The organism is Maribellus sediminis, from assembly GCF_011799805.1.
GTDB classification, from domain to species: Bacteria; Bacteroidota; Bacteroidia; order Bacteroidales; family Prolixibacteraceae; genus Draconibacterium; species Draconibacterium sediminis_A.
Genome location: NZ_WXUB01000001.1, coordinates 1,384,931 through 1,405,817, shown reverse-complemented (window position 1 = coordinate 1,405,817; position 20,887 = coordinate 1,384,931). Strand labels below are relative to the sequence as shown.

The 20,887-nt window shown below is 44.8% G+C and carries 12 protein-coding genes; 5 read left to right on the top strand and 7 right to left on the bottom strand.

The features are described 5' to 3' along the window. Positions 1 to 29: 29 nt before the first annotated feature. Positions 30 to 1,256 (bottom strand): ROK family transcriptional regulator, encoded by a 1,227-nt coding sequence (locus tag HFD85_RS05440; protein ID WP_167605857.1) that lies wholly within the window; start codon positions 1,254 to 1,256, stop codon positions 30 to 32. A gap of 261 nt (positions 1,257 to 1,517) precedes the next feature. Here HFD85_RS05440 and HFD85_RS05435 point away from each other — a divergent pair, with 261 nt between their 5' ends. Next, positions 1,518 to 3,101 (top strand): sulfatase family protein, encoded by a 1,584-nt coding sequence (locus tag HFD85_RS05435; protein WP_167605854.1) that lies wholly within the window; start codon positions 1,518 to 1,520, stop codon positions 3,099 to 3,101. Between the two features lie 231 nt (positions 3,102 to 3,332). Next, the gene (locus tag HFD85_RS05430; protein WP_167605851.1) at positions 3,333 to 5,123 is read left to right on the top strand and encodes a BamA/TamA family outer membrane protein; all 1,791 of its coding nucleotides are present in this window, start codon (positions 3,333 to 3,335) and stop codon (positions 5,121 to 5,123) included. 6 nt (positions 5,124 to 5,129) lie between these two features. Here HFD85_RS05430 and HFD85_RS05425 read toward each other — a convergent pair whose 3' ends face one another. From HFD85_RS05425 to HFD85_RS05410, 4 genes are all read right to left on the bottom strand, one after another. Further along, positions 5,130 to 6,818: an MBOAT family O-acyltransferase gene (locus HFD85_RS05425; RefSeq protein WP_206081864.1), complete on the bottom strand. Its 1,689-nt coding sequence runs from the start codon at positions 6,816 to 6,818 to the stop codon at positions 5,130 to 5,132. Between the two features lie 22 nt (positions 6,819 to 6,840). Continuing rightward, positions 6,841 to 8,139, bottom strand: a complete 1,299-nt coding sequence (locus HFD85_RS05420; RefSeq protein WP_167605849.1) for a GDSL-type esterase/lipase family protein — start codon at positions 8,137 to 8,139, stop codon at positions 6,841 to 6,843. A gap of 164 nt (positions 8,140 to 8,303) precedes the next feature. After that, positions 8,304 to 9,773, bottom strand: a complete 1,470-nt coding sequence (locus HFD85_RS05415; protein ID WP_167605846.1) for a GDSL-type esterase/lipase family protein — start codon at positions 9,771 to 9,773, stop codon at positions 8,304 to 8,306. Beyond that, positions 9,770 to 11,248: a LysM peptidoglycan-binding domain-containing protein gene (locus HFD85_RS05410; protein ID WP_167605843.1), complete on the bottom strand. Its 1,479-nt coding sequence runs from the start codon at positions 11,246 to 11,248 to the stop codon at positions 9,770 to 9,772. The genes HFD85_RS05415 and HFD85_RS05410 overlap by 4 nt, the downstream gene beginning before the upstream one ends. Positions 11,249 to 11,440: 192 nt before the next feature. Between HFD85_RS05410 and HFD85_RS05405 the strand changes: the two genes are divergently transcribed. The 3 genes from HFD85_RS05405 to HFD85_RS05395 all read left to right on the top strand — a co-directional run bounded on the left by HFD85_RS05405 (position 11,441) and on the right by HFD85_RS05395 (position 18,398). Continuing rightward, positions 11,441 to 12,898, top strand: coding sequence for an SDR family oxidoreductase (locus HFD85_RS05405; protein ID WP_167605840.1), 1,458 nt, complete (start codon positions 11,441 to 11,443; stop codon positions 12,896 to 12,898). A 129-nt stretch (positions 12,899 to 13,027) separates the two neighbouring features. Further along, positions 13,028 to 14,140 carry an AmmeMemoRadiSam system protein B gene (amrB, locus tag HFD85_RS05400; RefSeq protein ID WP_167605837.1) on the top strand — a complete coding sequence of 371 codons (1,113 nt, stop codon included), beginning with the start codon at positions 13,028 to 13,030 and terminating at the stop codon, positions 14,138 to 14,140. A 433-nt stretch (positions 14,141 to 14,573) separates the two neighbouring features. Continuing rightward, positions 14,574 to 18,398 (top strand): TIM-barrel domain-containing protein, encoded by a 3,825-nt coding sequence (locus HFD85_RS05395; protein WP_167605834.1) that lies wholly within the window; start codon positions 14,574 to 14,576, stop codon positions 18,396 to 18,398. 862 nt (positions 18,399 to 19,260) lie between these two features. Here the strand turns inward: HFD85_RS05395 and HFD85_RS05390 are convergent. Both HFD85_RS05390 and HFD85_RS05385 read right to left on the bottom strand, forming a co-directional pair. Then, positions 19,261 to 19,881, bottom strand: coding sequence for a dihydrofolate reductase family protein (locus HFD85_RS05390; RefSeq protein ID WP_167605831.1), 621 nt, complete (start codon positions 19,879 to 19,881; stop codon positions 19,261 to 19,263). A 411-nt stretch (positions 19,882 to 20,292) separates the two neighbouring features. Further along, a complete protein-coding gene (locus tag HFD85_RS05385; RefSeq protein WP_167605828.1) occupies positions 20,293 to 20,736 on the bottom strand; it encodes a VOC family protein in 444 nt (147 codons plus the stop codon). Positions 20,737 to 20,887: the final 151 nt, after the last annotated feature.

Below are 20,887 nucleotides of genomic sequence, written 5' to 3'. Positions count from 1 at the left end.
AGATTTTAATTTAAACGATTTGAACTAGATTAATTATACATATTACTAAATAGCTTCTGAAATAACATGGCCGTCGTCCCCAGAAGTCCGGCTTGTTCCCAGCTTTCAGAAATAAGAAGTTGTACATCGCCCGAAATTTGTTCCAGACTATGCGTGTGAATCGATTGCTGAATAGGATTCAGCACATATTGTTTGGCCGCAGAAACGACGCCTCCGAGTACTATTACATCGGGATTTAAAAGCTGAATGGCATTTGCCAGTGCCTTTCCAACTGCGGCACCTACTTCACCAAGCAGATTTATGGAGCATTCGTCGCCCAGACGGGCTGCCTGAATAATATCTTCAACGGTAATTTCAGATTCACGCCCCTTGAATTTTGCGGTTAGTTGCGAAACCGTGTTCGCTTTCACTGCTTCCTGCGCACGACGAATTATGACGTAAGCTGAAGAAACAGTTTCTAAACAGCCTCTTTTACCGCAGATACATAATTCACCGTCGTCGATAAATTTTATATGAGAAAACTCACCGGCAAAACCGGCTGCCCCGCTGTAGATCTTACCGTCCAGGATCATTCCCAATCCAAGTCCCCAGTTCCAGTTAAGAATGAGTGCATTCTTATGTCCTTTTGCAGCTCCAAAAATAAATTCTCCATATGCTTGCATTCGGGCATCGTTATTTACATAAACCAGCTTATTGAACTTTGTACGCATGCGTTTGGCTACATTGCGTAACTCTTCCTTTTTTATGGTATGGTTATATCCTTCTTTTTCGTCAACCAAACCAGGCATAGCAATTCCTACACCGTATATCCGCTTCGGATTAATTCGTTTTGCACGTACAATACTGGCAACTTCGTTGTAGATCTTATCAATAAGTTCGTCGTCGTCGATACTGGTCTTGAATTTTACGATAGGTGCAACTAACTGGTTATGTGCATCGAAAATGCCAACTTTTCCGGTATATCGGCCAAGCTCACAAGAAACCACAAAAATGGAATCGCTTTTTAAACCAAATACAGCCGGTCTTCTACCACCTTTCGATGGACCTGTACCACGAACTTCAACCAACTCGTCTTCGCTTAATTCCTTTAGTAGCGAAATTGAGGTAGGTACACTTACTCCGATTTTCTTACTTAATTCAGTTGCCGAAAGGGTTTCCTTATGATAGAGCAGATCAAGAATCTTTTTCTTTCTCCGATAATTCTTTAAAACGTTACCGGTCAATTCTACATGCTCAATTTCCTGGATGAGAATCATAAGACTAAATAGTTAAGTTAGTAACCGGTGCAAGTTACGGAAAGATTTAACACTAATCCAAATCTTTTTTAAATATTTTAATAAGATTTTTGTCAAGCTAAATTTCATTAATAACTTATCGCAAAACAAAAAAGTCTTAAATATGCAGTGAAATCAAATTTACTGTGTAAGCAACAATATCCAGATCGTGGTTAACTTTTTTAAGTTCTGTTTTTTTTGGGTAAAATTGCACGGCTGAAGAAATCTAAAACAACTACAATAATGAAGAATTTGAGCCTTTTTGTTCTCCTGTTGTCATTCGGTGCTATCCTGTTCGGGTGTAGTGGCAACGTTGAAAAAACTCCCCAACGACCAAACATCCTGTTTATAATGAGCGACGACCATGCCTACCAGGCAATCAGCGCTTATGGTTACGGACTCAATAAAACACCCAACATCGACCGTATTGCCGAGGAAGGAGCAATTTTTAACCGTGCCTGTGTTACCAACTCAATATGCGCACCAAGCCGTGCAGTATTGCTCACCGGTAAACACAGTTTTATAAACGGGAAAGTCGACAACCTGCAACCTTTTAACTGGGATCAGGACAATTTCCCGAAGCTGATGCAGGCCAACGGATACGAAACGGCGATGATCGGAAAAATACACCTCGATGGTGCTCCTCAGGGATTTGATTATTCGATGGTATTGCGCGGACAGGGAAGTTACTACAATCCTGAGTTCATGCTGAACGGAAGTGGAAAATGGGAACGGATTGAAGGCTATTGTACCGATATTGTGACCGAACGCATGCTCGACTGGTTAAAAAACAAAAGAGATCCGAACAAACCTTTTTGCGCCTTATATCATCAGAAAGCACCACACCGTAACTGGAAACCAGCACCTGAATACCTTACTTTATATGATGATATAACTTTTGAACCTCCGGTAAACTATTTCGACGATTACAGCAACCGGGGCACTGCGGCAAAAACGCAGGAAATGAAAATTGACGGTGATGCACGCTGGGGGCACGATTTTAAACTGATAACTGATCCTGACGGAAATCCTACCGGATTTGAAAAACAACTCGATCGTTTTACTGAAAAACAACGCGCCGACTGGCTGGCCGCCTACACGCCAAAAAACGATGCCTTTCGTGCCGCTAAATTAGAAGGTGAAGAATTGGCCAAATGGAAATTCAACCGATACATTAAAGACTACCTGCGTACCATAAAATCGGTTGACGACGGTGTTGGCGAGGTACTCGATTACCTCGAAGAAGCCGGACTTGCTGAAAATACCATTGTGGTTTATACTTCGGACCAGGGTTTTTATTTAGGCGAACACGGCTGGTTCGACAAACGTTTCATGTACGAAGAATCGTTCCGCACACCGCTGCTGGTGCGATTTCCTAAAGAAATTAAAGCCGGAACAAAAATCGATAAACTGGTACAGAACCTCGACTTTGCTCCAACTTTTCTTGATTATGCAGGCATTGAAATCCCCAAAGAAATGCAGGGTATTTCGTTCCGTGATCTGGTTAGTGGCAAAACAAGCGAGTGGCGCGATGCGGTGTATTATACCTATTATGAATATCCGGCCGAGCACATGGTAAAACGCCATTACGGGATCGCAACTGAACGTTACAAACTCATTCATTTTTATTACGATGTTGATGAATGGGAACTGTACGATCTGGAAACCGATCCGCATGAAATGAATAATGTATACGACGATCCGGTCTACACAGACATCAGGGAAGATCTGCATAAAAGACTGGTCGAGCTACGTGCCTCCTACGGCGACAGCGATGAGAACGATCAGAAATTCCTGAATGCCTTTCTGGAACACCGAAATAAATAGAAATTAAGTACAAGACGATGATAAAAACCATTTGCATTTAGCAGATGGTTTTTTTTTGAAATCAACACCTGTTTAACGAAATTTAACGGCAATTAATAACGAATCACATAAAATTGGCTAATTTTCGATAGACCTTGAAAACAGTTGTTGAAGAAGCAGGAAATTGGGTAGAAGTAGAACATGATAAGACGGTGGTACATATTTCTTTTGCTGGCAATAGTTAGGTCTGTTATGGGATCACCTGCCGTAGCACAGGTCGTTTTGCCCGATTCTGCTTCCATGATCAAATTTCAGCGACAAGACGAATTTTACGATAGCCTTGCCAACCGGGCCAACCGAAATAAATTCACCGGTTGGCTTTACGACGTTCTGATTTCGCCACCCCGCCCATATGTAGATAAAAAGGCGCTTGCGCTCGACTATTTCAACCAATATGAGGGAATGGTGATTGCAAAAATAGAAATTGAGGCACTCGAAGTTTTCGGACCATCATTTACCAACCCCGATAAAAAAGTCGATAACTGGGCTGAACGCTTTGCCAATACCATTCATACCAAATCGAACCTGAAAACCATTGAAAAGCAACTGCTTTTTAAAATTGGCGACATCATCGATCCGGAGCTGATGTACGAGAACGAACGCTTGATACGTAAACTGCCTTACCTGAAAGATGTAAAATTTGTAATCGAACAGGACAGCATTTACTCCGCGTTCGCAAATGTGAAGGTACTTACAAAAGACCGGTTTTCGTTTGGTGCATCGGGCGGGGTTAACGGCACAAGTTCGGGCGATATCAGGCTGTATAACAAAAATATCTTCGGTATAGGCCACGAGTTTTCGGTAAAATTTGTGGGTCACCTGAACCAGGAGCCTTACCTGGGCATTGAAACCTATTACAAGATAAACAACATTGGCGGCCGTTTCCTCGATATGGAACTGGGCTACCTGAACACTTTCAGAGACGAAGGCTTTATTTACAACCTGGAAAAGCCCTTTATTACCGAAGAAATAAAATGGGGTTACGGGCTGAGTGTGAACCGATTGTTCAGAACCGAGCGAATAACCAACGACGATCCCATAAAATTTGAGGAACCCTTAAACGAATCATACTATAACTTATGGGCCGGCCACAGTTTTAACCTGAATACCAATAACGAAAACCTGACACAGCTAACCTTAACAGCATCCTTTCACAACGTTAGCTTTTTTGAGAAACCGAAAATAGAACCGGGCAACGAGCATCTTTTCGCCAACCGCTCCATGTATATGGCCGGTATCAACCTCACACAACGCCGCTACGTTCAGGACCAGTTGATCTACAGTTATGGCATCACCGAGGATATTCCGGAAGGCTACAAACACGAACTGCTTTACGGTTACGATGCCAACGAATTTGGCGACCGGCATTTTTTTCAATTCGAAACCTCTAACGGTAATCTTCTCTTAAGCCGTACAGGTTACGTGTTTATGTCCACCGGAATTGGAGGCTACTTCAATAAGGGGAATTTTGAACAGGGACAGATCAACGGTGAGCTCGAGTTCATTACAAAACTGGTTTCAGCAGGAAGTAAACAGGTACGTTCGTTTATTAATCTGAGTTATACACTTGGCATTGAACGCTACGATCTGGAATACCTTACATTGAGACGCTTCGATCATATTCGCGGGTTTAACAGCCGAACGGCAATTGGGCAACAACGGTTTTCTGCCAAGTTTGAACACGTTGTTTTTCTGCCCCGCCAATTCTACAAGTTTAATATGGCACTCTTTGGATTCGCCGATCTTGGAATCATTGGAGAAAGCAACAAACTGATCTTCACTCAGAATTATTATTCCGGACTCGGAGTGGGAATAAGGCTTCACAACGAAAACCTTGTTTTTGAGACCTTCCGTTTCAGGCTGGCGTTTTACCCCTTCCACCCCAGCGACATGAGCTTTGTTGGCGTAGTGCTCGACGAACAGTCGAAAAGTAGATTTATGTCGTTTGAACCGGTGCAACCCTACCCAAAACCATTTGAGTAGCTAGCATTAGAACTGGAAGTAAATAAAAGGTTGCATGTCCGACGAAATGGATTGGTAAACGATGACCACCGTAACTGCGGCAACAACAGCTTGCATCCAGATTGGCGAATCGATGAACCAGTTCATGATCCGGTCTTTCCATTTCTGACTGAGCCAGTGGATTACAAATCCGAACAACATCACCAGAAACACCAGTTTATAGGCTACCAAAACTTTCGGAATAAGGGTAAGATCGAGGTTGGTACCGATCTGGTGTAGCATTCCGTTCACTACATCCATTGATTCGGAACGGAAAAACACACGCGTAAAAGTGATGAAAGTGAAGGTAATGGCGATCTTCCAAACGTTTACCAGGATATTGCTTCTGTTCTCCCACGGACTGATTTTTCGCCAGAATTTATAAACAACCAGACCAATTCCGTTTAATCCGCCCCAGATGATGAACTGCCACGAAGCACCGTGCCACAATCCGCCCAGCAACATGGTCAGCATCAGGTTGATGTTGGTATCGATACTACGCCTGATTTTTGAGGAGAACCGGGCGAGTAAGCCAAAAACAAGTACCAGAGCTGCAAAAATAGGGACCAGAATGAGTTTGCCTGCCAACAAAACAATGATGGCCAGGATTACACCCAAACTGATGTAACTAAATACCGAACCTTCGCGGTTTCCGCCAATCGGGATGTACAAATAATCCTTCAACCACGACGACAGCGACATATGCCAGCGTTTCCAGAATTCGCCCACGTTTTTGGCTTTGTAAGGCGAATTAAAATTTTGCGGCAAACGATAGCCCATTAACAGGGCAACGCCGATGGCAATATCGGTATAGCCCGAAAAATCGACATACACCTGCAGCGAATAGCCAAACAGTGCCATCAGGTTTTCGAAGCCTGAATAATGCAGCGGATCGGAAAACACACGGTCGACAAAATTAATGGCAATGTAGTCGCCGATAAATATCTTTTTTATTAGTCCTTTTAAGATCATAAATAGTGCCCATCCAAACTCCGGACGCGTAAGGTGGTAATCCTCGTAAATCTGTTTTATAAAGCCCGAAGCACGAACGATTGGTCCTGCCACCAGCTGCGGAAAAAACGAGACATAAAACCCAAAATCAATAAGGTTATTCACCGGTTTCGTCTCGCCGCGATAAACGTCGACCGAATAACTGATGGTTTGAAAAGTAAAAAACGAAATACCTACAGGCAGCAGAATCTGGTTCACATTAAAATGCGTTCCGGTGGCTTCATTCGCCCAAAGCGCCAGGTGATTGATCACATGAACATCGGTGCCGAACATCAGGTTAACGCTGTCGACAAAGAAATAGGCATACTTAAAATAGGCCAGCAATCCCAGGTTGACAACCACACTGGTAGCGATCAACGTTTTTCGTAACAATTCGTTTTTCGAATTGTAAATCCATTTTCCAATAAAAAAATCGGTGAGTGTACTAAAGAGCAGAATAAAAAAGAAAAATCCGCTCGATTTATAATAGAAAAACAAACTTGCCATAAACAGGTATCCTGCCCTGATGCTTCGGTTTTTATTCTTGTAAACAAGCGAGTACCCCAACAATACAATGGCAAAAAAAGCCCAAAAGAAAAAACGCGTAAAAATCAGGGGTGCGCTTTTATCGTAGAAGAAAATATTTCTTGCCAGTTCCGAAAAATCTATTTGTTGAAGTAAGTCCAAGTTTTAGCGGTTTTCTAATTTGTTATTCTCCGTTATTTGTGTCCGAAGGTTTTGAAAGATCATTCCTTTCCGGTTGCGCCGCATCTTCTGCAAGCTTATGTTTGGTTTGAAGTTGTTTTTCAAAATCCTGCATAAAAGCGGTAAAAAACAGGTCGGCAATAAGTAAATAACCTTCGCGGGTAAAATGAATTTTATCGCTTTGTGCCAGCTGATTTTTCTGCCACAGTACAATCGAGTTCAAACCACCCATTACTTCAAACATGTCCCACACACCAGCCTTGTATTGTTCGGCCATACGAAACATGCTATCGCGCACTTTCTCACCGTTCTTGTTCACATATCTTCGGTACAGGTAACTGTCGTTGTTGGTGGTAAAAACAATCAGCGCTTCGGGAGCTGCCTGTTTTATTTCGGCAATCAGCTGTGCATAGTTGCTTTCGAAGCGGCTTTCGGAAAAACGCCGGCCGTACGCATCATTAATCCCGATTCCCAGAATAACCATATCAGGCTGCATTTCGGCCAGCTGCTCGCTAAAAAGCTGGCAACGCAAATAAGCCGGAACATGCGCCCCGTTCACCCCGATGCTGTGGTACATGATACCGTTCGTAGCTTTTTCAGTAGTCATCCCAAACAGCGTAAACTCACCGGCTTTACCCGGATCTTTGGTTAGTGTTATTTTCAAACTGTCGACAAATTCATTCAGTGTGAAGTCGATGTAATCATCGGTTTTTGTTGATTTCGAAATCAAAGCGCTATCAACCGAAACCGAATAATTATCAGCCTTATTTTGATAGTAGATCCGAAGTTGATTAAAACTGTAATCCAGTACATTTTCCTTCTCGAGCAAAATGGTTAGCTCAGCTTTTGGCGAAGCGGTTGTAGCCGAAATCCCTCCCACTCCAAGGGTTCCGCTTTTTTTGCTTTCTACATTTCTGAAACTTCTCCAGCTTCCGTTGTAACGGATGTAATAGCCAAAAGGCGAATTGGTTCTCGAAATCCGGTAAGGAAACATAAATCCCCAGCCGGCATTCATGTCGCCGTTCATTTGCTGAAAACGGGTGCGCATTTGCCCCGAAAACGATCCTGCCTGAATGTGCGATCCGCCAATGTGTACAATATTCATGCGGCCTTCCCCGGTCGTCATCAGTTTTTCAAGCTTATTCTGAAAGCGGTCAATGTTTTCCCTGCCACCGGGATAGTGCATCTGATTGAGATCGTACCGAATAAAGTTGTATGGATTTATATGATAGAGGTAGGCTTCTTCCTGAGCAAAACTAGCTCCAGATAGCAGCATGAAAATGCCAAGAACAATTAGCGGCAAGTTTCTGGTTGCGAGCCACGAGCTTCGGGCTTTTACGGATTGATGAAGATTGATAGAGATTGAAAAGAGATTGTGTGGAGACTGGGCTACAAGATTGAATAAGCCCTGAATCCGTCTACAAACATAAGCCGAACAGGCTCTGAACTCTAAACTCCCACTTCCCCTCATTTCCTGGCCTCCTCCAAATAGTTATTGTACTCGAACATCAGTGAATTGTAGAACATATTGGCGACCAGGCGGGCACCTTTTGCCGAAAAGTGCACATAATCGGGACGTGCCAGTTCAGGATCGGCATTCACCCACGAGGGCATGCTGTTGTAACCTCCCATTGCCGTATACATATCCCAGTAGGCACAGCCACTGGTAACGGTAACTTCGCGCAATGTTGCCACCAGTTCAGGCAGGTGAGCGTAAGTCACATATTTGTCCTTCTCCTTGGTAGACATATCACTTGGGCCAATCACCAGAATCGCAGCCTCCGGACACAGTTCCTTTATGCGTTTTATCTGACTGCCAAAATAGCGGCCGTAGCGTTTTATGGCTTTACTGCTCTGTATGTACGGCACCACATTTCCGCCAAATTGCAGGATGAAAAGTGAAGGATGTAAATCGTTGTACATTTTCAGGCTATGCTCGTAATCGGCTTTTGTGAAAATGGTGCCCGAACTTCCACGCAAGGCAATGTTATCCATGATCACACCGCTTTGTGATGCCAGTTCTATTCCGTAAACATCGGGACCATCGTAACCCGTGAATTTGATGGTTACACTTTCGGTGGAATCGGGCAAAGCACATTCCAGCACCGCATAATCAATATCAGCCTGAAGCGAATCAGTCAACACCGTATCTCCCCGGGCAATGACCACCGTTTTAACCGGACGTCTTGTATTTCCATAGAACAGGCGCATGTAATCGTATTCGCGTGTTTTTCGGTAGGATATATCCGATTTCGAAACAGTCATTTCAGCTTCATAAAAAGTAGAATCTGTAAATGGTACCGAATCCGGCACTAACGGAGCATAGCGCGAAAAAGCCCCCATTACGCCGTACCTGCTGTGGGTAATGGTCGAATCCACCGCACCGTAAATCGGGTAGCGTTTCCAGTTTTCAGAGTTAAACTGGTTGGCACTAAATACGTAATCGTAAGGTTGAAGTGCCGGGCGCAAACCCACTCCGGTTCCGCCAAAACGCACCTGCAGTTTGTTTCTTACAAAAGAAGTGATCCGGTCACCTTCAATCTGGCTGTCGCCATAATGCATGATCCGGGTTAGCGAATCGTGTTGCAAATGATAAAAGAATTTTTCGAGGTTCTCGCGCCCAAGCCGGTTCATCTCCAGCTTTTGGATGCGTTGTACCAGCGTATCGTAATTGGCACGGTGAATCACTTCAACCAGAGTATCGCCCATCAGGGTGTCCACCTCGAACTCCACCAGCGAATCGATTTCAAACTGTTGATTAATGATATCAGAAAGATCGGCGTATTCCACCTTATCGTTCACCAGCATTTCCTTTAGCGTTGGCATATGAAAAGTAAAGCCGCCAATTTCTACACCGTTCTTTGGCGTGATCAGCATCACCCCCGATAGCAGCAGAAAAACGCCCAAAATGTATGCTAATGTTTGTAAGGGTCTCATTGGATGGAATAAATGGTTAGTTTCTGACCGATCTGAATTTTCCGTGCATCGCTGATACCGTTCCAGTACAAAATGGCTTCGGGTGTTACTCCCTGGTACTTTTTAGCGATTACATAGGGCGATTCGCCGCTTTTAACCACGTGCTCGATCTTTTTCGCTGATTCAGGAATCGGATAAACAGTAGGCGCTGTTGATTCGGCAGTTGCCGCTTTTGCCGTTGGCTCCGGATAACGCTTGCGGTAATAATCGGCATTTTCGTCATCCACAAAAATATCGAGTGTAGCCCCTGCCCGTATTTTTCGTTCGTTGTAAATATTGTTCCAGTATTTCAGGTCGGCTACCCGCACGTCAAAATCCTCAGCAATAAATCCCAATACATCACCGGTTTTTATGGTGTATTTAATTTTTGTTTTGCCTTCAATTTCAAGGTCCTTAACAGGTTCGCCCACATATTGCCGATTCGGAGCCGGCGGATATTCCACCTTTTGCGCCAGAACTTCAAACAAAGTAGAATCAAAAGCAGTAGCAATTGTGTCCTGCATGGTCAAATAATCGGCCCCCTTGCCTGCCGGAAGCAGCAGCACGGATTTTTCTTCGTCGCCCGGAACGATGGAATAACGGTATTTCGGATTCAGGTTTTGTAAATCCTTTAAAGAAATGTCCAACACTTTCGACACCTGCTGAAAATGCATTTTCTGAACAACAAAAACGGTATCCGGGTTACCTGACACTGCAGGCTCCGTAACTTCCACATTTTTCAGAAAAACTGTTACCGCCTGAAAAGCAGCCAGGCTTTCATTCACATCATCGGGCAAATAGGTTATCAGACTTGGTACCGAAGCACGATCACCAACAACAGCGAGTGCATTTCTGAAACTCGTATTTCCCGAGAGATAAGCCAGAACAGCATATTCCGTCGAGCCAAACAAATCGATATTCTTTTTTAGTTGTGTAGTAAATGCTTCCGTTGATTTATAAGTATCGAAACGCTCATCAACAAGTTTGTTTATTTCCAGATCGTTAAAAACACCCTGAAAATGCGTCAGTTGCCAAATCCCGGCACGTTTATCCTGATCGGCAGCCACCGGGTTCATGGCCGATAGGGCCGGTGCCAGGTATTTCAAATCTTCAGGCAAGCCTGCCTCCTTTAAAACCGTCGCAAAATAGTTATCGTAGTTCGCAAAACGCTGCACCAGCTTTTCCCTGTCCGATGCAGGAAAGCGGTTTAGAAAGTCGTAAAATTTAGCAGACAATGCGAGTTCGTCGTGAAACAAACTTCCTTTATTCGCTTTAAACTGATCGGGAAAAGTAGTGCTGGGTTCACTACTATTTGAAGTGCCGGCAACATAAATCTCATGTCCGCTAAGGTTCTGAGCAAAATTTTGAAGGGTGAGATTTGAGATCGTATCAGGTTGCGATCGACTTACCAAAGGCAGGAAAAGTAGCAGAAAAAGATATTTGAGCTGGTATTTCAATCGGAAAAAACCTTTGACTTTGTAATTGATTTAATTAACGTTCTCAGGTGGGCAAAAATATGAAATCATATGTAAAAGTTGCCGATGGCTGCCGCTAAAATTCGAATTTTACTAACTTAAAGCAAGTTTTCGCGCATGAAGTTCTAAACTTTCTTAAACACACTGAAGTTTAAATTGCAATAAGTTAGTGCAATGAAGATACTTTTAACCGGTGTAACCGGCTATGTCGGCAAAAGACTCCTCCCTGTTCTTATCGATAAAGGACACGAGGTTATTTGTTGCGTGCGCGAAAAAAGCCGGATCGGATTACACCAGGCGCTGCTCGATAAAATTGAACTGATTGAAATTGATTTTCTGCACCCAATCACCCCCGATCTTCTGCCGCAGGATATTGATATTGCCTACTACCTCATCCATTCCATGTCGACATCGCAGGATAAATTTGATGCGCTTGAATCGCTGGCAGCCAGCAACTTTAAAAGTTACATGCACTCTACGGCAGTAAAACAGGTAATTTACCTGAGTGGCATTTCCAACACCGATAAACTTTCGAAACACCTGAGTTCGCGCCGGAAAGTGGAAGATATTCTGAAAAGCGAACATTATCAACTTACCGTGCTGCGTGCAGGAATAATTGTTGGCTCAGGCAGTGCGTCCTTTGAGATCATCCGCGACATTGTGGAGAAATTGCCAATAATGGTCACTCCCAAATGGATACTTACGCCATCGCAACCGATTGCCATTCGCGACGTCATTAAGTTTCTGGTGGGTGTGATGGGACACGATCAGTGCTTCGGCCGCACCTTCGATATTGGAGGCCCCGAAATACTGACCTACAAAGATATGATGCTGCAATACGCTGAAGTTCGTCACCTGAAACGCCGGATCTACACCACCTCGCTCATCACGCCGCGCGTGTCGTCGTACTGGTTGTTTTTTATTACCACGGTTTCGTACAAACTGGCGATTAGTCTTGCCGACAGCATGAAAAATGACGTTACCTGCAGGGACAATGAACTGCAGCAAATCCTTAACATTCAGCCGATCACCTACAAGACCGCACTTAAATATGCCTTTCTGCGAATCAAGCAGCACCTGGTACTAAGCAGTTGGCGCGATTCGATCATCAGCAGCAGCCTCGGACTTACTTTGTCTGATTTTATTGAAGTCCCGAATTTTGGTTGTTACAAAGACATAAAAAAAGTGGAGATCACCGACGTGAACAAAGTAATGCATAACATTTGGACAATCGGCGGCGACAAAGGCTATTATTTCGCCAACTGGTTGTGGAAGATCCGTGGTTTGTTCGACATGCTGTTTGGAGGTGTTGGGCTGCGTCGCGGGCGGAAACTTCCGGATGATATAAAGCCGGGCGAGTCGCTGGATTTCTGGCGCGTATTGTATGCCAGCCGCGAGAAAAAACGCCTTCTGCTTTTTGCCGAAATGAAACTTCCAGGCGAGGCCTGGCTCGAATTCAAAATTGATGAAAATAATGTGCTGCACCAAACAGCCACCTTCCGGCCCCGTGGCATTTGGGGACGTTTATACTGGATCCTTACTTCCCCCTTTCACTATTTTATTTTTAACGGCATGATCCGGAATATTGCCAACACCGGTAAAAACTCAACATTACCTTCCTCGGCAGAATGAGAGATTGCTTCTCCGCCAGCTGGCGGAGAAGCAATCTAATCCCACTCTCTATCCAGCTTTTAAATAGAACGGAAGGAAGCTCAGTTTGAAAACATTTGATCAGCAGTTTTGAAGAAATCGTCTATCTTTATGAAAAACACAAAAATGAATCTGAACGCTCTCTTTTCATTCCTTGTCATTTCTATTTTATTCTCAAGTTGTTCTTCGCCAAAAAACAGTGAAACGGGCGAAGCGAGAGTACGGCAGGTGGTTGATACCGTTGGTTTTGCTCATTTGAGTTGGCAAATGGATTCGGTGTTGTATCGAATCAATAAAGACTTCGGAAGCGAACTTGACGCCGTTTCGCAATCGCCGGAAACGGCATGGAGAGCCGCCATCTGTCCGCACGACGATTATACCTACGCCAGCTGGCTGTATCCGGCTGTTTTGAAAAACGTGCGTTCAAAAACTGTGATCATTTTTGGGGTAGCGCACCGGGCCTTGAATTTCGAGCTCGAAGACCGGATTGTATTCGATAGTTTCGATGCCTGGCAGGGGCCAAAGGGAGAAGTGCAGGTTTCACCGCTGCGCGATAAGATCATCCAGCAACTTCCAAAAGAACTGTATGTAGTTCACGATAGCATGCAAATGATCGAACACTCGGTGGAGTCGATGCTCCCCTTTCTGCAAATGCAAAATCCTGAAACCGAAATTATCTCCATCCTTGTTCCATACATGTCTTCCGCAAAAATGGATACGATCGCCGGGCAGCTGGCCACTGCAATCAAATCAGTTACTTCAGCTGACCAACTGGTTTGGGGAAAAGATTTTTCGATACTGATCACAACCGATGCTGTGCATTACGGCGATGAAGAATGGGGCGGCAGTAATTACGCCCGTTTTGGTTGCGACAGCACAGGCTACCGGCAGGCCGTTGCGCTGGAACATGAGATCATTCAAAACTGTTTTACAGGCGAACTTACCGATGAGCAGCCCAATCGTTTTATCGGCTATACGGTTAAGGACGACGATTTCCGCCAATACAAATGGACCTGGTGTGGACGCTATTCTGTTCCACTCGGGCTAAAAGTAGCCTTGAAACTGCAACAAGAGGAAAATGCAACGCCTCTTGCCGGTGTTCCGCTTGCATACGAAACCAGCATAAGCCAAAAACATATTCCGGTTGACGACCTCGACATGGGACGCACCGCCATTGCCACGCCGCACCACTGGGTGGGCTATGCTGCTGTTGGGTTTAAATAATCAGTTTCTGTTCCTTTTGGGTATAACCTTTTCCAAAGTTTCACCACCCCACCCCGTCCGTCAGCTGACGGATCGGGGCACCCCTCCTCAGCAAGGAGGGGAAATCCGAATTACAAAAGTTTGTTGAATTCCAAATGACAAGTTGTGTGGTACAAACATTTCTCCTCCTTGACAAGGAGGAGTACCTTGACCGATTGAAATGAGTGTCAGGGGGAGGTGGTTTAAAAATAAATAAATCAATTATATAGCTCAAAAATACCTGTTTTCAACCTCCAATTTCCGCCTTCCACTTTATGAAATATTTTAAGCCATCCCTAAACTTTTAAAATATTTACAAAAGTCATGATTCAATTTGCTTGTTTTGTTTTACTTTACAGCACAGCAAAATTATCGATCAATAAAACTGACAAATAGAATAACCAATACAAATCAGATGCAGAATTCAGTAAGAAAAATCAGCGCATTTATCCTTTCAATGCTTCTTGTTTTTAGCTCAACCTGTGTTGGTGCACAGAGCAACGAAGAAGAGCAAGTAGAAATTACCGCTGCAAAAAAAACAAATTCCACCACCGTAGAAATTGAGTTTTCGAACAATCAGCTTATGTTGATTGACTTTTACGGAAACAATATTTTCCGGATGTTTCAGGACAACAGTGGCAAAGGCATGCGAGCACCTCAGGCTGAACCACCTGCAGAAATTCTGGTTAAGAATCCACGAAAGGCAGTTACAGAACTGGATGTATGTGACGCCGGAAACACGATCACGATAAAAACGACTGATGTTCAGCTAAACATCAATAAAAAGACAACAACCTTCGAACTTAAAAATCTGAAAACAGGGAAAACGGTTGTACAATCCATCGCTCCGATCGCCTTCGGAAAAAACAAAGTAGAAATTCAGTTAAGCGAAGGTGCGGATGAATATTTCTATGGTGGTGGCGTGCAAAACGGACGTTTTTCGCATAAAGGAAAAGTAATCGCCATCGAGAACCAAAACAGCTGGACCGACGGAGGTGTGGCTTCTCCGAATCCCTTTTACTGGTCGACCAATGGCTATGGTTTTATGGCCTACACGTTCAAAAAAGGCACCTACAGCTTTGGCGCCAGAAACAAAGATCATGTAACACTCTCGCACGACACCGATTACCTCGACGTATTTTTTATGGTAAATGACGGCGCTGTGGCTTTGTTGAACGATTTCTATCAACTTACCGGAAATCCGGTGCTGATCCCGAAATTCGGATTCTACGAAGGCCACCTGAACGCCTACAACCGCGACTACTGGAAAGAAGATTCAACCGGAATTCTTTTTGAAGACGGCAAACGTTACAAAGAATCGCAAAAGGACAACGGCGGTACCAAAGAGTCGCTGAACGGCGAGCTGAACAACTACCAGTTTTCAGCCAGGGCCGTTGTCGACCGCTACAAAAACCACGATATGCCACTTGGCTGGATCTTGCCCAACGACGGTTATGGCGCGGGGTACGGACAAACCTCAACTTTAGACGGAAACATTGCCAACCTGAAAGATTTTGGCGACTACGCCCGTGAGCAGGGTGTTGAAATTGGTTTGTGGACACAGTCTGATCTCCACCCCATCGATACCATTGAAGCGCTTTTGCAGCGCGATATTGTAAAGGAAGTTGGCGTAGCCGGAGTTCGCGTGTTAAAAACCGATGTGGCCTGGGTAGGCGCCGGCTATTCGTTTGGATTGAACGGCGTGCAGGATGCTGCCGAAATTATGCAGGAACACGGAAACAACGCACGTCCCTTTATCATTTCGCTTGACGGCTGGGCAGGTACACAACGCTATGCCACAATCTGGTCGGGCGACCAAACGGGTGGCAAATGGGAGTACATTCGTTTCCACATTCCTACATTTATTGGCTCGGGATTGTCGGGGCAACCCAACATTACCAACGACATGGACGGCATTTTCGGAGGTAAAAACCCGATCATCAATATGCGCGATTTCCAATGGAAGACGTTTACATTAATGGAGTTGAACATGGACGGCTGGGGCGCCAACGAGAAATATCCGCACGCTTTGAATGAACCTGCCACTTCGATCAACCGAAACTATTTAAAACTGAAATCGGAATTGTTGCCATATGCCTACAGTGTGGCGCACGAAGCGGTTGACGGATTGCCGGCAATCAGGGCGATGTTCCTCGAAGAACAGAATGCGTACACATTGGGGGAAAATACCGAATACCAGTTTATGTTCGGCCCCGATTTTCTGGTTGCTCCCATTTATCAGGATACCAAATCGGATGAAGAGGGGAACGACATTCGCGACCACATTTATTTACCCGAAGGAAGCTGGGTCGACTATTTTACAGGCGAGGTTTACGAAGGCGGACGGATCATCAACAATTTTGATGCTCCGATCTGGAAACTTCCGGTGTTTGTAAAACGAGGCGCCATTATTCCAATGGTAAACCCGAACAACAATGTCAACGAGATCAACAAACAAGTGAGGATCTTTGAGATCTATCCTTACGGAAAATCATCTTTCACCGAATACGACGACGACGGTGTAACTACCGCCTACCTCAACAACGAATTTGCCAAAACACGCATTACTTCGGAAGTTGACGGCGATGTAGTGAACCTGACTGTGGAACCGACAAACGGTTCTTTCAATGGTTTCGAAAAAGAGAAAGCAACGGAATTCCGGATCAATGTAACAAGCCAACCCAAAAATGTTTCAGCAAAAATCGGCGATAAAAAAGTGCGCCTAAAACATGTGAAATCGATGGAGGCTTTCAGGAAGAGAAGCAATGTTTACTATTACAATCCGGCGGTAAACATGAATCAGTTTGCTACGAAAGGCAGCGAATTCGAAAAAGTAAAGATCACCAAAAACCCGCAGTTGCTGGTAAAGGTTAAAAAAACCGACATTAGCCAAAACAGCGTTCAGCTTCAGCTTAGCGGCTATGAGTATAAAATGGAAAACAAGTTGCTAAACAATTCAGGCGATTTATCTGATTTTAAAAATGTTGCGGTTGCCGGCACCAACGCTACGGCTTATACTCTGAAACCTAGCTGGGAAAAAGTGGACAATGCCGATTACTACGAACTGCAGTTCAATGGCATGTTGTACACCCACATCAAAAACAACGAATTGCTGTTCGAAAATCTAAGACCGGAAACGAATTATACCTTCAAAGCCCGCGCTGTAAATAAAAGCGGAACTTCAGCATGGATCAGTTTCACGGCTACAACAAAAGCCGATCCGCTGCAGTTTGCAATTAAGGGAATCAGGGCAGAATGTACGGCCAACATGCAGGGGGGCGAAGGTTTGAGCAAACTGTTCGACTTCGATGAAAATTCGATGATGCATACCCGCTACGGTGAAAACGCGCTTCCGTTTGAAATTGTGATCGATCTGAAATCGATTAACCAGCTGGAGAAAATTGTTTACCTGCCACGTCTGAGCGGGAAAAACGGCATCATACAAACTGGCAATATTTCCTACAGCAGCGACAAGGAAAACTGGACGGATGCCGGAAGTTTTGAGTGGAAAGCTGATAACGAAGCGAAAACATTTGTATTGAAAGACCAGCCTGTGGTTCGTTACATCAAACTGTCGGTTGACAAAGCGTATGGCGATTTTGGCTCCGGACGGCAAATCTACATTTTCAAAGTTCCGGGAACCGAAAGCTTCCTGCCGGGCGACATCAACAACGACGGTGTGATCGACAAAAACGACCTGACCTCGTACATGAACTACACCGGTTTGCGCGAAGGCGACAGCGATTTTGGTTATGTGAGTCGTGGCGACGTAAACAAGAACGGCCTGATCGATGCCTACGATATATCAAACGTAAGCACCCAGCTAAACGACGGGATCAGCAACGCGCCGGTAGAAAAAGTAGCAGGAAAACTGACTTTAAGTTCAGCAAAAAGCAGCTACAAAGCCGGCGAAACCGTGGAGATAAAAGTGGAAGGCAGCGGGCTAACATCGGTGAATGCCTTTAGTTTTGCACTCCCCTACAGCGGTAACGACTTGGAATATGTTGGTGTAACAACCGTGAATACAAAAGAAATGGACAACTTCACCTACAACCGTTTGCACTCGAACGGCGACAGGGTGCTCTACCCCACTTTTGTAAACATCGGCGATCAGGCAGCGGTAGAAGGCGACGGCACCATCCTGATCCTTCAGTTTAAAGCCAAACGTGCTTTTACCTTCAACCCGGAAATCAAAAATGGTTTGCTGGTTGACAAGTATTTGAATACTGTAAATTTCTGAACGGAATAGGGTAACTTAATTAAATTGCCACAGATTGCTTCGCCTTCCGCCGGCTGGCGGATTGGCTCGCAATGACAGGTTTGTTTAAAGTCGCAGGCAGCGGACTATCAGGAATCATGTCAGAATAAATCAATTCATTGTCCGCTGCCAGGTATCCCCTCTGTACATCGTCATTGCGATCCCGAGCACCCGGGAGAAGCAATCTATAGAATCCGATTACAAGATTTATCACATAAGGAAACAGGTTGTTCACATGCGAGCAGCCTGTTTTATTTTTCAACTAGAACACCACCCCACCCCGTCCGTCAACTGACGGATCGGGGCACCCCTCCTCAGAGAGGATGGGAAAAATTCGTGCCGGGATATTTATTGTATTTCAAAGTCTGTTTTGTAAAAAGAATTTCTCCTCCTGACCAGGAGGAGTACCCGAGTATGCGAGAGGGAGGTGGTCGCACCAGTTTCTATCATTCGCAGATGAAGACAGGAAGAACAGCCTGCCCCGATTGTTCGGGGACTGAAGCAAGCTCGCAATAATTGCGGTGCAAACCACCGACAAGCCCGAACAACTAACTGCTTGCACCGCTATATTTGTGGCACTTATTACCCCGCCTTAAAAGGCGGGGCTACAACTATTTCATCCCTCCGGGATTAAAATCGATTCAGTAGTTTCTGCAGATTAAAAGTCCCGTTAGGGACGACAGATTGGTAAACCATCATGCGAACACAAACATAAGTCCCGGCGGGACGATACCCGGTTGTTCATTCCGGGCAAAGTCATTGCGAAGGATGAACCACAGCTGCAATCTTACTTTGCTGCTTACCCCTATACTTCCCGGAAGGCACGTTCGGCGGGCAGCCTGTCCTATTTTTTTGTCAGTTTATAGCGTATATGTGTCGTCAGGTCCGATGGAATAACTTCTGCAATCTCAATGTCATACTTTTCTTTTTCAATCCCGTCGAAAAGCCGGATTCCGCTACCCAGAAATACGGGTGCGATGTGTATCAAAAATTCGTCGATAAGCCCTGCGTTCAGAAACTGCTGGATCGTATTCGCCCCGCCCTGTATTCGAATATCCTTTCCCCGGGCCGATTGCCTGGCTTTCTCCAGTGCACTTTCTATCCCGTCGTTAACGAAATAAAAGGTAGTGCGCTTGCCATGCGCCCAGGGTTCCCGTTTTTCGTGTGTCAGCACAAAAACATCGGCTTCGTATAAATCTTCTGCCCAGGCCACTTCGCCTTCTTCGAACATGCGTTTCCCCATGATGTAAGCGCCTGTCCGTGCAAACACCGCTTCAATTACTTTACTGTCGGCACCATATTCTGCACCGCCTTCCATTTTTATCTGTTTCCAAAATGCTTTTTGCTGAAACATCCACTGGTGCAGTTTTCCTGATACTCCGCCCATCGGATTTTTGGGACTTCTGTTTTCGCCTGCGAAAAAGCCATCGAGCGATATGCCGCTGTCGAAGATTATCTTGCTCATTTGTTTGATTCGTTTGGTTTACAAGAAGAAATTATTTTGAATGCCTTTCCCGTTCAATAACCGCTAAGGGGATGAAAAAGTTGTTGGGTTGTGAAATTTGTTAGCAGGAGGCGTGAACATGGATTCAGTAGGGATAATTGAAACAATTACGCCATAATTGCGGTGCAAACCACCAACATGCCCGAAGAACTTACTGATTGCACCGCTATATTTGTGGCACTTAATACCCCGCCTTAAAAGGACGGCCTGTCCCGACTGAGTTTGCGAACGTCGGGAGGCTACAGATATTTCATCCCTCCGGGATTAAAATTGATTCGGTGTTGTTGCTGATTAAAAGTCCCGATAGGGACGGCATATCGGTAAAATATAATGCGATCACAACAATAAGTCCCGGCGGGACGACATCGGATGTTATACCCGCCCATTATAATTTGGGTCGAAATCCACTATCCATTCAATCCCATATTTGTCTCTGAACATGCCAAAATACGAACCCCACGGGCTGTCGGCAATCGGCACTTCTATTTTCCCTCCTTCCGAAAGCCCCTTAAATAATATATCAGCTTCTTCCCGGGTTTCAGCATTTATCGAAATTTTGCTTCTCGTTTCATTTTCGTTGTGCTTTCCCAGCGATTGTGGGGTATCGCTCCCCATTAAAACATCGCTTTCACCAATGGGTAAGGCAATGTGCATAATTTTGTTGGCTTCACTTTCTGAAAACGAACCTTCAGGGACGCCCGGCATATCTTTGAAACGCATGATCATGGCGAACTCTCCGCCAAAAACCGATTTATAAAAGGAAAATGCTTCTTCTGCATTTCCGTTAAAATGGATGTAAGGATTAATTTGTGCCATTTAGTTATGTTTTCTCCAAAACAACTGTATTTTGCTTTTTGTTGAGCAGCTCGTGCCAATTGGTGTAAGGGTAATTTTATGAAGCTCCCGCCGGTGCCGTACTACCCCAATCGGATGCCTTCGATGCCGGCAAGCGATTCAGGCAATCTCC

Coding starts and splice junctions, on each gene's coding strand:
- HFD85_RS05440 (WP_167605857.1), bottom strand. CDS start 1,256: ATGATTCTCATCCAGGAAATTGAGCATGTAGAATTGACCGGTAACGTT.
- HFD85_RS05435 (WP_167605854.1), top strand. CDS start 1,518: ATGAAGAATTTGAGCCTTTTTGTTCTCCTGTTGTCATTCGGTGCTATC.
- HFD85_RS05430 (WP_167605851.1), top strand. CDS start 3,333: ATGGGATCACCTGCCGTAGCACAGGTCGTTTTGCCCGATTCTGCTTCC.
- HFD85_RS05415 (WP_167605846.1), bottom strand. CDS start 9,773: ATGAGACCCTTACAAACATTAGCATACATTTTGGGCGTTTTTCTGCTG.
- HFD85_RS05405 (WP_167605840.1), top strand. CDS start 11,441: ATGAAGATACTTTTAACCGGTGTAACCGGCTATGTCGGCAAAAGACTC.
- amrB (WP_167605837.1), top strand. CDS start 13,028: ATGAAAAACACAAAAATGAATCTGAACGCTCTCTTTTCATTCCTTGTC.
- HFD85_RS05395 (WP_167605834.1), top strand. CDS start 14,574: ATGCAGAATTCAGTAAGAAAAATCAGCGCATTTATCCTTTCAATGCTT.
- HFD85_RS05390 (WP_167605831.1), bottom strand. CDS start 19,881: ATGAGCAAGATAATCTTCGACAGCGGCATATCGCTCGATGGCTTTTTC.
- HFD85_RS05385 (WP_167605828.1), bottom strand. CDS start 20,736: ATGGCACAAATTAATCCTTACATCCATTTTAACGGAAATGCAGAAGAA.